The organism is Chitinophaga sp. SVR4-12A (assembly GCF_056754765.1).
Genome location: NZ_JBPGWP010000001.1, coordinates 1,062,357 through 1,077,476 on the forward strand (window position 1 = coordinate 1,062,357; position 15,120 = coordinate 1,077,476).

Below are 15,120 nucleotides of genomic sequence, written 5' to 3' on the forward strand. Positions count from 1 at the left end.
ATTAATTATTCACTATTAATTGTTAATTAAAACAACAGAGAACAAAACAATATCATGCTGACGATTAAAAATCTGCACGCAGAAGTAGAAGGAAAAGAAATTCTGAAGGGCATTGACCTCGAGATTCCCAAGGGAGAGATACATGCCATTATGGGACCCAACGGTTCCGGCAAAAGCTCCCTGGCTTCTGTGCTGGCAGGGCGCGAAAATTATACAGTCACCCAGGGTGAAGTGATCTTCGACGGGAAAGACCTCCTGGAAATGTCCCCCGAAGACCGCGCCCGCGAAGGCGTGTTCCTGGCTTTCCAATACCCTGTAGAAATACCAGGTGTTTCCAACCTGCACTTCCTGAAAACTGCACTCAACGAGATCAGGGCTTACAAAGGTCTGCCCGCGCTCGAAGCCAAGGAATTCCTGAAGCTGACAAAAGAAAAACAACAACTGGTTGATTTTAACGCCAACCTCATGAACCGTTCCCTCAACGAAGGGTTCTCCGGTGGTGAAAAGAAACGGAACGAAATATTTCAGCTCGCTATGCTGGACCCGAAACTGGGTATCCTCGATGAAACAGACTCCGGCCTGGATATCGACGCACTCCGCATCGTGGCAAACGGCGTGAACAAACTGCGCAGCGCAGACAAATCCTTCTTAGTGATCACCCACTACCAGCGTTTGCTGGATTACATCGTGCCCGACTTCGTGCATGTACTGTATGACGGCCGCATCGTAAAGACCGGTACCAAAGAGCTGGCACTGGAGCTGGAAGAAAAAGGATACGACTGGCTGAAAGAAACCGTAGTTCACGAGAAAGAGTCCGTTTAATTAGCATAATACAATGACAAGCGATATTACGATACCATTCTACCAATATATCCTCGAAGGGGGTAACGGGCTTACACCTAAGGAAGACGCCCTGTATTCCCTGCGGGAAGATGCGCTCGGGCGTTTCAGAACCCTGGGACTGCCCGACCTGAAATCAGAAGCCTGGCGTTATACCAACATACAAAGGATCCTGAAAGAACAGCCTTTTGTGCTGCAGCAGCAAGCCGCCCCGGTAACAGCTGCCCAGGTAGAGCCCGCGTTCATTCACGGCCTCTCCTGCTATAAAGCGGTACTGGTGAACGGTCACCTGCAGCCCCAACTGTCTCAGCTGCCCGAAGTGAAAGGATTTACCATCACTAAGCTCTCCGAAGCCTCCAAACAGGAAGCCTTCAAGAGCTATTTTGATAAACATCCCCACCTGGCAGATCAGCCCTTTGCAGCACTGAACACCGCCCTGTTCGCAGACGGCCTCTTTATCGAGCTGAAAGCGAACACCGTGCTGGATAAACCACTGCATATCGTACACGTATATACGGTGTCCCAACACGCTTTCCTGCAACCCCGCCACCTGTGGGTAGCGCATACCAGCGCGTCTGCTACGGTAATAGAAAGCGCACTGGGCCTGCATGATAGTGCAGTTGCCTTCGTGAACAGCGTAAGCGAGATCATCCTGGAAGATAATGCCGAGATCTGGCACTACAACCTCCAGGATATGTCGCCCAACAGCCGTCATATCTATCAGACTGCCGCCAGTCAGCAAACCTACAGCCGTTACCATCACTATAACTTTACGCTGCCGCATGCAACGCTGGTGCGTAATAACCTGAGCGTAGCGCTGAACGGCAGTTATACAGAAACAGACCTTCATGGCCTGTACCTCGCTACCGGCAACCAGCATGTAGATAACCACACCTTTGTGGATCACCTGCAGCCGCATTGCAACAGCAACGAACTGTATAAAGGCGTACTGCTGGATAACGCCAATGGCGTATTCACCGGCCGTATCCATGTACACCAGGATGCACAGAAGACCAACGCCTTCCAGCAGAACAACAACCTGCTGCTGAGCGAAAAGGCCGACATCAACTCACAGCCGCAGCTGGAGATCTTTGCAGACGACGTAAAATGTTCCCACGGGTTCACCGTTGGCCAGTTCAGCGAAGAATCGCTGTTCTACCTCCGCGCCCGCGGCATTGGCGAAGAAGCTGCCAAGACTTTGCTGGTGAATGCATTCGCCTTCGATATCACCGACAAGGTGCATATCCCCGCCCTGCAACATCACCTGACAGAACAGATCAGGAAGTATGTGAGCGGCGTAACCATTAATAATTAAGAATTATAAACCATGCAGCACGTACCAGAAACAGTAACAGGATTTGATGTAGAGAGCATAAGAAAAGATTTTCCGCTGCTGCAGCAGGCCAGCGTATATGGCATACCGCTGGTCTATCTCGATAATGCTGCCACCACCCAGAAACCACAGGTAGTATTGGATACACTGGACCAATACTATGCAGGCTATAACAGCAATGTGCACCGCGGTGTGCATCAGCTGAGCCAGCAGGCCACAGAAGCTTATGAGCAGGCCCGCAAAACGGTAGCGGCATATATCAACGCTGCACATTCAAAAGAGATCATCTTTACCAAAGGCACTACAGACGGCATCAACCTTGTTGCCAGCAGCTTCGGGCGCAAATACCTGCAGGCAGGCGATGTAGTGCTGATCTCCGCCATGGAGCACCATTCCAACATTGTGCCCTGGCAGATCATCTGTGAAGAAAAAGGCGCCGAGCTCAAAGTGATACCGATCAACGAGCGCGGCGAACTGCGTATGGACGCTTTCAGCAAACTGCTGGACGATAAAGTAAAGATAGTAGCGGTTACCTATGTGTCTAACACACTGGGTACCGTGAACCCTGTACGCGAGATCATCGCACAGGCGCACGCCCGCAACATTCCCGTGCTGCTGGACGCCGCCCAGGGTATACAGCATATCGCCATCGACGTGCAGGAACTGCAGCCCGATTTCCTGGCCTTCTCCGGCCACAAGGTATACGGCCCCACCGGTATCGGTGTGCTGTACGGCAGGGAAGCATGGCTGGATAAAATGCCTCCCTACCAGGGCGGCGGCGATATGATCAAGACGGTTACCTTCGCTAAAACCATCTATAACGAGCTGCCCTACAAGTTCGAAGCCGGTACCCCGCATATTGCAGGAGCCATCGGCCTGGAAGCAGCCCTGAACTATGTAACACAGATCGGCATCGATAAGATCGCACACTGGGAAGAACAGCTGCAGGAATACGCCCTGCAGCAACTGCAGCAGGTAGAAGGCATCCGCTTCATCGGCCAGGCCGCTCACCGCGCCGCTTCCATCTCCTTCCTGGTAGATGAGATCCATCCTTACGACCTGGGCGAGCTGTTGGACAAACAGGGAGTTGCCGTTCGCACCGGCCACCACTGTACCGAGCCGCTGATGGACCTCTTCGGGATCCCCGGCACCGTACGCGCTTCCCTGTCTGTATACAATACCTTCGAAGATATAGACAAGCTGGTAGCAGCAGTGAACAGGGGCGCCGCCATGTTAAAATAGTTTGAAGTTTGAGGTTTGATGTTTGAGGTTCAGTACAAGTATGCCAAGTAAGATTACTGGCTTCAAACATCAAACCTCAAACTTCAAACCTCAAACTTTTTGAAATGACGATCAACGAAAAACAGGACGAGCTGATAGCGGACTTTTCCCTCATGGAAAACTGGATGGATAAATACGAATACATTATTCAACTGGGAAAAGAATTGCCGCTGATAGACGAACAGTATAAAACGGACGACAATCTCATTAAAGGCTGCCAGTCACGGGTGTGGCTGCACACAGAGCTGAAGGACGGAAAGCTGTTCTTCACCGGCGACAGCGACGCTGTTATTACCAAAGGCCTGGTAAGCCTGATGATCTCCGCCCTTTCCGGCCACACGCCCGCGGAGATCGCCGCTACCGACATTTATTTTATTGACGCCATCGGCCTGCGCAATCACCTGTCCCCCACCCGCTCCAACGGGTTACTGAGCATGCTCAAACAGATGAAGCTCTACGCCGTAGCCTATATGGCCAAACAAGCCAACTGATCTGAAAACAGATAAACACACAATTGAAATGGAAGGGGATTTACTAAGAGATCAAATTGAAGCAACGCTCAAAACCGTATATGACCCGGAGATCCCGGTGAATATCTTTGAGCTGGGACTGGTATATGAGATCAAGATCGGTGAGAACAACAGGATAGGTATTACCATGACCCTGACCGCCCCCGGCTGTCCCGTAGCCGGCGACATCGTAATGGAAGTAGACCAGAAAGTACGCGCCATCGAAGGCGTTTCCGATGTGGATGTGCACCTTACCTTTGATCCGCCGTGGACCAAAGAAATGATGAGCGAAGAAGCCAGGCTGGAACTGGGTTTCCTTTAAGCTGATACTAAAGACATTATAATAACAACACAAAGGGGCTAAGCTTTCGCTTAGCCCCTTGTATATTAAACCCAGGCGTTCTTACGCCCGCTCGCTTTAGCTTAATTGCGTGCTGCGCGCTGACATAGCCAGGTGTATATGCGCGCCGATATGATAGCTGTCCGTTCCTAACACCTGCTCAAACATGGCCTTTGCCTGCTCCGTTTTGCCCTGCCCCAACAGTCCTAAGCCGATCAGGTAATAACAATGCAAACGGTTACGCTTGTTCAGGTCATCATCCCATATCAGCAGATCCGGCAGAGATACGGCAAAGTAATCGATCTTCACGTCGTCAAACAGGTGCGCTTCTCCATAGTCGATCAGTTTATTGAAACGGCTGCCGGCTTCTCCTTTACGATTTAGCTGCAGCAGGGCCAGTCCCTGGTAGAAGATCTTATCAGGCTGCTGATCATTATAGTACATTGCGGCGGCGGGTACAGATTGACCTGTGGCGGCCCTTTCCCAGCAGGCAATAGCATTGGCGGTTTGCCCCAGCCCTGCATACGCGCAGGCGCTCCAGTAATCGATATCATTCTCCTGTGCGCCATACAGCTTGCCTTCCCCGAGGTTGTGCGGATATTGCCGCGCCTTTTCCAGCAGCTCCAGCGCTTCCTGGTGGTTGGCTACCCGTATAGCCGCTTTAGCCATCGAAATAAGGCTGTATAGGTACTGGAAGGTCACTTTACCTTCACCACCCTCCCAGGGATGAAAATTGCGCGCCATTAACAGCTTATACGCTTCCTCGTGACGGCCCAGCAGGTTATACAGGGTGATCCTCTCCAGGTACAGGTCGTCGCGGTCATTTACCAGTGCGGGGTACTTTTCCAGCAGTTCCAGGCGGAAAAGCGCTGGCTTGTTAAGGCGCTTGTACAGCTGATCCAGCTCCATCAGGATCCGTGCATCCGTTTCATCCAGGGCAAAGGCTTTTTCCAGGCTGATAACTGCCTCCGCAGGTTGCTGCCGTTTGTTGAACAATGCCAGGGCCAGGTTGCGGTGCACGGTGGAGAAACGGTCGTCCAGCTCACGCGACTTTTCCCAGCAGGCGATCGCTTGCTCATATTGCCTGAAATGGTACCAGTAATTGCCCAGGTAATAAGGCGCTTTCGCATCTTCGGGGTGCTGCTGCATGGCCAGCTGTAAAGCCAGCGCTGCTTCCTGCTGATGGGGAAAGCAATGATCAGGCGCCGCCTGCGCGGCCTTCTTCCAGTAAGCGTGCGCCGCCAGTTCATCCCGTGATTCCCAGGCGATGGACGCCATAAAGTACCACGCCAAAGGATATACTTCCTGCTGCTCATCAATGCCCAGCTGCAGGAACTGCAGGGCTTCGGCATACATGCCGGCAGCCTGGTAATCCAGTGCGTATTCCATGTAATGATGGATATTACCACGCAACAGCTGTTGCAGTTCCTTCAATACGCTTTCGTCTTTTGTAAGCAGGTATTTTTCGAAATGTGCGCCTGCATTGAAGCGATCCAATTCAAGTGAAGCATTGGCCCATTCCAGTGCTGCGTTGCGCTTAGCCAGTTTACGCAGGATGGAGATCAGCAGATGCCTTGTTTTATGATGATGCCAGTTAACATGTAATGAGCGGGTGGCCTCATCCAGTGCAACCTCCCATTGTTGCCGCATCGCTGAGATGACTCCCAGCTGATAGTATCCGGCGGCCTGCCAGGCGGCGTTCCATACCGCTTTATGGAAAGCGGCATAGGCTTCAGGGATCCGTTGCTGCCAACGCAGGCTTAATCCCAGGTTGTAAAGCGGTTCACCGTCATAGGGGTTGGGATTGCGCGTGGTGAGTGTATCAATAGCGCTGCGGAAACAGCTTTCTGCTTCAGATAAGAGCAGGCGGCGCAAATACCATTTGCCCAGCGCATTATTACAGCGCACGTCTCCTGCATCGCGGCGCAGGCCTTCCTGGTAGTAAGCAACAGGATCGTAAGTAGCATGCCGGTATTGTTCCAGGTGCAGACCGGTAAGATATAGCTGCTCTATTTGTGCGATCTCGCCCGGCGCCTTTGCAGCGACAGCGGGTAGTGGCATGGGTTTGATAGTGTCCGGCTCCGGTTGCCATTCCAGCATGGTCCTGCCCTGCTGGTCGTATATACATATACGGTAGTCTGTGGCATTATGGCTGTATTGCAATGGGATCTCCGTTTCTTCGTATCCTGCAGGCGAGAGGTCCATCACCTTGCTCCACACTTCCCTGCCCTGGTAATACAGTACCGCTTTGCTTTGCGGAAATTTACCGGTGGAATATAATTTAAAGCCGGCGGTATGTTCGTTCAGCTCCAGGTTCAGCACCAGGTCTTTGCTGGCATTCTTTACCATGCCCACCTGGCTGTAAGGCATGAAGTACTGTTGAAAGCTTTTCTCTTCATAAGGCATCAGCCAGGAAAAATCCGGCTGGTTATCGGTGTATACGCCGCACATCAGCTCAATGTACGGGCCGTCAACATCGGTCAGGTTACGGTCCCATGCAAGCCCGAAATCACTGTTACCCCAGGTCCATTGTTTTTTGCCGGGTGATACGTGATGATTGGCCACATGCAGCAGGCCGCCCTGCGAGTCATGTTCGTAGCCTCCTACAAAATCATAGGAAGACGTAATGGCCATATACGAAGTAGGCACCGGAATGTTGCGATAACGGGAGATATCTACCCCGGGCGAATAATCTACTTTGTAATAGGTACCCGTGGCCACAGGGAAGCGGGATACATCCCGTTTACCATGATCAAACACGGCGTGCACATCCGGCGGGAAAACAGACTGGTAATGCTCATTCACATGCACTGCCGGGTTGGCCCACCACAGGAAGGTTTGCGGTAATGGCGTACGGTTGTACAGCTGCACTTTTATTTCGAGATAAGCCTTGTCGGGATGTAAGGTGAAACCCGCCATACCTTTGGTGCGGAACATGCGTTCCAGCTCGCTGCACCATACGGTTACGCTGCCGTCAGGAAAATGTTCGATGGTCCAGTCAACCGCCTCATAAGTACCGGGCCGGTGATGCTGCGGCCAGTTAAACTCTATACCGCCGGAGATCCAGGGGCCGGTAAGTCCCACCAGTGCGGGCTTTATCACCTCGTTATGATACACAAAATGCCGTTGCCGCACTTTATCATAGGCTTTTTGTATGCGGCCGCCCAACTGCGGCAGGATCATGATTTGCAGGTAATCATTTTCCAGGAACACGGCCTGCCATTCCTGGTCTGTCTTTTCGTCGAGGATCTTCTCTACTACCGGGTACGGGTATACGGTACCGCTGCTGCCCTGGTAAACTCTTTTTTCGAGGAAAACAGGATGCTTCTCCGGTTGTCCGATGCCATAGGTAGGGATGCGGACCGTCTCATGCCAGGCTTTAACTTCCATATAGACTGTTTGAATTGTGTGCTGAAATTTTACACGTTTGAAGTTTGATGTTTGAGGTTTGAGGTTGGTTACAGGTTGGATGTTCAGGTATAGTTGCTGGCCCGGCATACCTGTCCTGAACCTGCAACTTTGAACGAACCTCAAACCTCAAACGTCAAACCTCAAACCCTTCCGTCAATTGAACTGCTGATTCTATTTCTTCTAATGTCTTACCTTTCGTCTCCGGTAAATAAGCCCTGATGAATAACAAACCTGCTACGCAGATAATGCCATACCCCCAGAAAGTGCCCGAAGCGCCCAATGCGCTGTTCAGCAGCGGAAAAGTATAGGTAAGTCCGAAGCTGGCTGCCCAGAGTGACAGCGTAGCAATTGCCATCATACTGCCGCGTAAACGGTTTGGGAAGATCTCTGACAATACCACCCAGGTTACCGGCGCCAGCGACATTGCATAACAAGCTATAGCCATTACTACCAGCAATAAGAGCGGCCAGCCGCTGAGCTGCATGAAATACAGTGTGCCCATAATAGCATAGATCAGTGCAAGGCCCCCGGCTCCCATCAGCATCAATGCCCGCCGTCCCCACCTGTCTACCGTATACATGGCCACCAGGGTGAACACCAGGTTCACACCGCCGGTGATTACGATATTGAAAAGAATGTCTGACACGCCATACCCGGCTGCAGCAAATACTTCTTCCGCATAGTTAAATATAACGTTGATACCGCACCATTGCTGGAAAGCAGCGATCACTACTCCCAGCAGCAGGATACGTGATACACCGGGCTGCAATACCTGCTTCCAGTGTACGCCACCGTCTGTCCCGGCTGTTTGTGCAATGGCCTGCAGCTCATCCTCCGCATGTGCGGCGCCTCCTATCCTGCCCAGCACAAGACGGGCTTTCTCTCCGAAACCGCGGGTAGCCAGCCAGCGCGGGCTTTCCGGCAACCATATCAACAGCAGCAGGAACACCGCAGAAGGTACCAGCGCCGCCCAGAACATGATACGCCAACCCATCTGCCCATTCCAGGATTGCAGGATCAGCTCATCTGAAGCGCCCGCAGGAACAGGATCCGCGATCCACCAGTTAAAAAGCTGTGCGGCCAGTATACCTATCACCAGGGTAAGCTGGTTGATAGATACATATTTCCCCCGCAAATGGGCCGGCGTTACTTCGGCAATGTACATGGGCGAAAGGTTGGAGGCCAGCCCAATGCCGATCCCGCCGATAATACGGTATACAATAAAGCTGCTGAAAGAATGCGCAGCGCCTGTAAATCCGGATGAGAGCAGGAACAGCAGGGCAGACAGCATCAGCAGTTTTTTACGCCCGTAACGATCGCTCAGCATGCCCGAAATGGCGGCGCCTGCCAGGCAGCCTGTCAGGGCGCAGCTCATGGCCCAGCCCTGTGCAGCCGGCGAGCCGGTAATGCCGAAAAAACGCTCGTAAAAGGGCTTTGCGCCCCCTATCACCACCCAGTCGTATCCGAAAAGGAATCCGCCCATCGCGGAGATCATGGAAATAGCAAAGAGGTAAGTATGATTGTAGCGGTAGTTCTTCATAACACCGCTAAATTACATTATCCCCTATGGTGAGGGCAATAGAGATTTTTTTTCAATTAATGGATTATCTTATTTATTATTCGTTGCGGGGAATATATTGAAAGTCCTGGCGATCTTCTGTAACTCCCAGCCCGCCGGTGCGCCTGCGTATGGTGGAAACCAGGCTGTCGGGCCCTTCCCGGAACACGACGAACCGGGTGAAAATGGGGCCTTCCGGCGTATTCGTAAAGCGGTAGTTATTCTTTGAGAATTTCGGCATATCCATCGCTACCTGGTGATCGGGGTAAAGCTTTGAAAGTTCTCCGGCCGTTATAGGTTCCAGTTCAAGGCCTTCCAGGTTTAATAAGCGGTAAGGGTTCGGTGCATCATCATAATCCTCATATCTCTTTCCTGAAACCCCTCCTGCAACATCACCGTCAATTTTTTTCACCAGGTTGCCTTCCCGGTTATAGAAGAAGATATCCGTTTCTATCGCAACAACTGCCGCTGATGCTTTGCCGGCTCCTTTAACAGGGAAGTGATAGGTGATCCGTGTGATAATGGTATCCTGGTAGGCGTAAACGGTACTGTCTGTAAGGTAGTACCGGTTCTTCCCATGATCGAATATAAACCGGAGCGATGCAGTTTTCCGGTCTAAGTGATCGTACCGTAATACCTTTTTCTGTTGCACTACTGTGTCCATGCTAAAGTGAGGATACCGGGCGCTCATGATCGTGACCGGCCGGCGACGCTGATCATAGAAGAATGTATCCTGCCGCCGTTCATAGACGAGGAACCTGAACGTATGATTGATCACGCTGTGCACCCATGGTTTTTTAAAATCATTGTAATAAAAATAATGTGTCTGGGATTCGGATTCCGCCGGAATGTCCGGTTCGTCATAGTAAATGTAAGAGAGGTCAACAACGCTGAGCAGCCAGTCTGCTTTAGCATGGGGCCCATGATGAGGATCTTTACGGCATGCAATAAACAAAAGTGTTGCAATAATGAATAGCAGGGTCTGGAGGAAGATAGCTTGGTTCCGCATAAAGTTGGTTTTAGGTGGTTAATATGCAAGGAAAAGGATGTACGTAAAAGCCAGGCTGTGAAATAAGGTCCGGGGGCAATTGGGGTGCTTACGCTAACAACGCAGCTAAAGTAAGAAGATTTTCCGTACAGCACGTTTTAACTGTTACAACACTGTTCAAAATGGATGGCCTGATGCTTGTACTAACATCAGTGACCAAAACAATTTTTATGCTTACTTCACTTGTAGTGCTGGGAATAGTTCTGCTGCTTGTCGTTATTTACGTAGTATGGCCTTACAGGAAGAATAAAGACAGCATGAGAGGGAAGTGATTTATTCATCATTTAAAATGCAGCATCATGCAGAAGAAAGAAAAAGAAAACGATCAGCTTGCAAACAGCAACCCCACGGCTCGTAATTTCCAGCGTCCTAATGATGAGGAAAAAGAACAAAGCACCCCATCTGCACAAAACCAGAATGGCGCCGACGAGGAAGAGGAAGAAGAAGAGGAGGATGACGAACCTGTCCTGGACGAAGAGGACCTGGAGGAAAATGATCTTTCAGATGAGGAGGCCGATGATATTGAATGGGACCCCGAATCTGATAAAGGCCCAAAGAAGCCGGACCAGTAAGCGTTATAGCGGACAGGGCTGCCGCTTGACCCGAACTTCTTATCTACACGGACTGCTAACAGACTATGTGCCCCGGTTTCAAATTTGTGGAGTCTGTTAACAGTCCGTGTTTAAAAATCCACAACCGCTCCCTCCGCTGATCCCCACTTCTGGCAAGCGTTTCCGCGCAATAGGATGGATATCACTACATTAAAAATTAGATTACTCGTATCAGTATCTGCTAAAACGTAGCAGGCGTTTTGGTGTATAGTATAAAAAAATATCGGCCATGAAAAATCATCTGACCCTTCTCGGATTGTCATTTGCACTCTGCACCTTCATCGTTGCACAGGCAAATACCACCTATCGTTCAGCCCCGGCAAAGTACTCAGTAGACCAGCAAGACACCAGCAAACAGAAAATGCACAAGAAATGGAAGAAAGATAAAGACACTTCCTGGCACAAAGAGAAAAGGGATACTTCCGCTTTGCGCCCCTGAGAACAGGTAAGCAAACTGTGTGGTAACGAAAGGAATGGGTATTGAATTACCTGGAAGGCACGGCGATCGCTGTGCCTTTTTTTATTCGCCGCTATTCCACTGTGGTGGCTTGTCCGCAGCTGAGTAATAAAATCACCAACCGTTGAAGAACATATTGCTGCAATTGCCGCTCTCTAAGACCCTCGTTGTAAATTCTTTAGAGAACCGCTACTGTGGCGCACTCCGCCGGGAAACACTTTTCTTCAGTCAGAAGGTTTGGTTCTATTCTTGAAGTACTTCTACCTGGAAACGCTGTGGCATCGCGGTTTAGCCCGTTGGCAGCAATTAGTAACCCAATAACCTGCTTGTTTATGAAGACGAAAATAGCATTCATCAGTGACCATGCTTCCCCCATTGCTGCGCTGGGCGGTGTTGATACAGGAGGACAGAATGTGTACGTTGGCGAGCTGGCTTATCAGCTGGCAAGAAAAGGATATGAGGTAGATATCTTCACACGCTGGGAACATCCGCAATTGCCGCAGGTGGTACAATGGAGAGAGGGTGTAAGAGTAGTACATATCAAAGCCGGCCCGGTAGAATGTATGCCCAAAGAACAGCTGCTGCCCTTCATGGCAGCCTTTCGCGAAAATATGATGACCTTCATCCGCGAAGAGCACATTCACTACGAGCTCATACATGCCAACTTTTTCATGTCGGCATTGGTAGCGCTCGAGCTGAAAGCATTGCTGCATATTCCTTTTGTAGTGACCTTCCATGCACTGGGACATGTACGCCGCATTCACCAGGGCGAGCAGGACAAGTTCCCGCCCGAACGCCTGGATATTGAAAAAACCGCTATACAGCAGGCAGACTATATCATTGCAGAGTGCCCGCAGGACAGAGAAGATCTTATTAAATATTACAACGCACCGGCAGAGAGAATCCGCGTGGTGCCCTGCGGCGTGAACACCGAAGAGATGTTCCCCATAGATCAGCGCCTCGCCCGCATGAAGCTGAAGCTGCCGCAGGATGATTTCGTACTGTTACAGCTTGGCCGTATGGTGCCGCGCAAGGGAGTGGACAACGTGATCAGGGCATTGCCCAAGCTGAGATACACCGGTGCACGGATCCGCCTGATCATCGTAGGCGGCGAAGACGAAGTATGCGGTCTCGGTTATAATCCTGAAATAGCGCGGCTGAAACAGCTGGCCAAAGACCTTGGCGTACAGCACTCCGTTACTTTTGCCGGGCGCAAAGGGCGCGAAGAGCTGAAATACTATTATGCTGCAGCAGACATCTTTATCACTACGCCCTGGTATGAGCCCTTCGGCATTACCCCGCTGGAATCCATGGCATGCGGTACGCCGGTGATCGGCGCTGATGTGGGCGGTATCAAATACAGCGTACTGGACGGAAAAACAGGCTTGCTGGTACCTCCTAAAGATCCGCAGGCCCTGGCAGAAAAGATCAATGAGCTGCTGCTGCGGAGGCCCGTGCTGGAAGAGATGGGACGCAACGGCATTAAGCGCGTGCAGGCCCTGTTCACCTGGCAAAGGGTGGCACAGTTAATGAGCAGATTATACGAAAAAGCCATCGCCAATAATAACATTGCCGTTAGTGGCAGTATGAGCCTTTAAATACCGGCGAATGAGAAAAGCGGTTTTCATAGATAAAGATGGGACCCTCATCACCAACGTACCTTACAATGCCAACCCTGACCTGATAAGGCTGGAGCCTGGCGCTGCAGAAGCCTTGCAGCTGCTGCATAAACACGGTTACGCACTGGTAGTGGTGTCCAACCAATCCGGGATTGCCCATGGCTATTTTGAAGATGAGGCCATGCAGGCGGTAAAAAACCGCATCACAGCATTGCTGCGCAACGATGGCATACAGCTGGATGGATTTTTTTACTGCCCGCATCACCCGCAGGGATCGGTGAAAGAGTATGCAATAGATTGTATTTGCCGTAAGCCAAAACCTGGCATGCTTTTACAGGCAGCCGGCGTATTGGATATAGACCTGCGGCAGTCGTGGATGATCGGCGATATACTGCATGATGTGGAAGCAGGCAATCGCGCCGGCTGCCGTACGGTACTGCTGGATAACGGCCATGAAACGGAATGGATGATCAACAGCTACCGGAAGCCCCTGTATATCACCGGGGGCCTGCTGGAAGCAGCGCTATTAATAATTAGTAATTAAATGAATAATAGGATATCCTGTTATTCACGCGGGCTACTCATCCCGCCCCTATTATTAATTATTCATTATTCATTATTAATTAACAACGGACCATGCATAAAGATCTGATAGCAAAGTTCCTGCAACCTAGCGTATTGGTGATTGGCGACCTCATGCTGGATGTCTACCTCAAAGGCGCCAGCACCCGCCTTACACCAGAGGCCCCGGTACCGGTAGTGGATATCGCCTCCAGGACCACCACACTGGGCGGCGGCGCCAATACCGCCGTGAACGTAAAATACCTGGGCGCAAAAGTGACCTTCTGCAGCGTTAGCGGACAGGACGATGACGGCGCCAAGGCAGCCTCACTACTGGAGACAGCAGGCATCGACGGAAAAGTATTGCAGTGTCCCGACAGGGAAACGATCGTAAAAACGAGAGTAATGGCGGGCCACCAGCTGCTTACCCGTTACGACTGCGGTACGGAAACGCCTGTCACCGGGGAAACGGAACAGGCTTTCATCCGCCTGCTGCAGCAGGAGTTCCCGAAACACGATGCCGTGATCATCGCGGACTATTGTAAAGGACTGATCACGCCTGCCGTCATTGCAGCATTACAGGCATTGAAACGTAAGCATAAGAAATTTATCGCTGTTGACTCACGCCGCCTGGAATGCTTCAAGAGCCTCTCCCCTGCACTGGTCAAGCCAAATTACCAGGAAGCGGCGCAGCTGCTGGGATTGCATGTACAGCAACATTGCAGGGCGCAACAGATCAACAACATGGGCGCTGATATCTACTCCCGCACAGGCGCGGCCATTACCGCGGTAACGCTGGATGAGGAAGGCGCTGTAATATTTAATGGCAACCAACCTGTATTCTGCTGTAGCGCTTATCCGGTAGCTTCACCTAATGTAGCAGGCGCAGGAGACGCTTATATCAGCGCATTTACGCTGGCCTGCCTCGCGGGCGCAGATATGCCTGCAGCAGCAGAACTGGCGGCAGCGGCTGCCGCAATAGCGATCGGCAAACAACATACCGCCTGCTGCACCTGGGAAGAACTGAACGCCTACCTGTCGGTGAACGATAAATATGTCACTGACCTGAAGCAGCTGGAACACCTGGCAGCTATGTATAAAGCCCAGGGCAAGAAGATCGTTTTCACCAACGGTTGTTTCGACATCCTGCACAGCGGCCACGTAAATTACCTGGGCCGTGCGAGGGAATTAGGACATGTGCTGATGGTGGGCATTAACACCGATGAAAGCATCCGCCGTATCAAAGGCAGCGACCGCCCCATCAATACCCTGCAGGATCGTATGGAAGTGCTGGCCGCTATGGGCGCAGTAAATCATATCATCCCCTTTGGCAGCTTAGAAGATGATACCCCTGCCCCGCTGATACAGGTCATACAACCGCACATATTTGCAAAAGGTGGTGATTACACAAAGGAAAGCCTGCCGGAAGCCGGACTGGTAGAGCAGCTGGGCGGTGAAGTGATATTGCTTCCGCTGCTCCCGGGACACTCTACTTCCATGATCATACGTCGCATACATACCAAACCGGTATTAAAACTGGCGTGAACATTGT

At 51.3% G+C, this 15,120-nt stretch carries 13 protein-coding genes; 10 read left to right on the forward strand and 3 right to left on the reverse strand.

Annotation, left to right across the window (positions count from 1 at the left end; all coding sequences use genetic code 11):
• Positions 1-54: 54 nt before the first annotated feature.
• The 5 genes from sufC (at position 55) to ACR9Y8_RS04210 (ending at position 4,285) form a co-directional block, all read left to right on the forward strand.
• Positions 55-822 (forward strand): Fe-S cluster assembly ATPase SufC, encoded by a 768-nt coding sequence (sufC, locus tag ACR9Y8_RS04190; protein ID WP_481211978.1) that lies wholly within the window; start codon positions 55-57, stop codon positions 820-822.
• Positions 823-835: 13 nt separating this feature from the next.
• Positions 836-2,155 (forward strand): Fe-S cluster assembly protein SufD, encoded by a 1,320-nt coding sequence (sufD, locus tag ACR9Y8_RS04195; protein ID WP_481211979.1) that lies wholly within the window; start codon positions 836-838, stop codon positions 2,153-2,155.
• A 12-nt stretch (positions 2,156-2,167) separates the two neighbouring features.
• A complete protein-coding gene (locus ACR9Y8_RS04200) occupies positions 2,168-3,415 on the forward strand; it encodes an aminotransferase class V-fold PLP-dependent enzyme (RefSeq protein WP_481211980.1) in 1,248 nt (415 codons plus the stop codon).
• Between the two features lie 104 nt (positions 3,416-3,519).
• Entirely contained in the window at positions 3,520-3,945 is a 426-nt protein-coding gene (locus ACR9Y8_RS04205) for a SufE family protein (protein WP_481211981.1), read from the forward strand.
• 28 nt (positions 3,946-3,973) lie between these two features.
• Positions 3,974-4,285 carry a DUF59 domain-containing protein gene (locus ACR9Y8_RS04210; protein ID WP_481211982.1) on the forward strand — a complete coding sequence of 104 codons (312 nt, stop codon included), beginning with the start codon at positions 3,974-3,976 and terminating at the stop codon, positions 4,283-4,285.
• A 96-nt stretch (positions 4,286-4,381) separates the two neighbouring features.
• Here the strand turns inward: ACR9Y8_RS04210 and ACR9Y8_RS04215 are convergent, their stop codons facing one another.
• The 3 genes from ACR9Y8_RS04215 to ACR9Y8_RS04225 all read right to left on the reverse strand — a co-directional run bounded on the left by ACR9Y8_RS04215 (position 4,382) and on the right by ACR9Y8_RS04225 (position 10,281).
• A complete protein-coding gene (locus ACR9Y8_RS04215; protein ID WP_481211983.1) occupies positions 4,382-7,693 on the reverse strand; it encodes a tetratricopeptide repeat protein in 3,312 nt (1,103 codons plus the stop codon).
• Between the two features lie 154 nt (positions 7,694-7,847).
• Positions 7,848-9,254, reverse strand: a complete 1,407-nt coding sequence (locus tag ACR9Y8_RS04220; RefSeq protein WP_481211984.1) for a sugar porter family MFS transporter — start codon at positions 9,252-9,254, stop codon at positions 7,848-7,850.
• Between the two features lie 76 nt (positions 9,255-9,330).
• Positions 9,331-10,281, reverse strand: coding sequence for a hypothetical protein (locus tag ACR9Y8_RS04225; protein WP_481211985.1), 951 nt, complete (start codon positions 10,279-10,281; stop codon positions 9,331-9,333).
• Positions 10,282-10,619: 338 nt separating this feature from the next.
• Here ACR9Y8_RS04225 and ACR9Y8_RS04230 point away from each other — a divergent pair, with 338 nt between their 5' ends.
• From ACR9Y8_RS04230 to ACR9Y8_RS04250, 5 genes are all read left to right on the forward strand, one after another.
• On the forward strand, positions 10,620-10,892 hold the full coding sequence (locus tag ACR9Y8_RS04230; protein ID WP_481211986.1) for a hypothetical protein: 273 nt from the start codon (positions 10,620-10,622) through the stop codon (positions 10,890-10,892).
• 268 nt (positions 10,893-11,160) lie between these two features.
• Positions 11,161-11,370, forward strand: coding sequence for a hypothetical protein (locus ACR9Y8_RS04235; RefSeq protein ID WP_481211987.1), 210 nt, complete (start codon positions 11,161-11,163; stop codon positions 11,368-11,370).
• A 350-nt stretch (positions 11,371-11,720) separates the two neighbouring features.
• Entirely contained in the window at positions 11,721-12,986 is a 1,266-nt protein-coding gene (locus ACR9Y8_RS04240) for a glycosyltransferase family 4 protein (RefSeq protein ID WP_481211988.1), read from the forward strand.
• Between the two features lie 10 nt (positions 12,987-12,996).
• Positions 12,997-13,551, forward strand: a complete 555-nt coding sequence (locus tag ACR9Y8_RS04245; protein ID WP_481211989.1) for a D-glycero-alpha-D-manno-heptose-1,7-bisphosphate 7-phosphatase — start codon at positions 12,997-12,999, stop codon at positions 13,549-13,551.
• 92 nt (positions 13,552-13,643) lie between these two features.
• Positions 13,644-15,113: a PfkB family carbohydrate kinase gene (locus tag ACR9Y8_RS04250; protein WP_481211990.1), complete on the forward strand. Its 1,470-nt coding sequence runs from the start codon at positions 13,644-13,646 to the stop codon at positions 15,111-15,113.
• Positions 15,114-15,120: the final 7 nt, after the last annotated feature.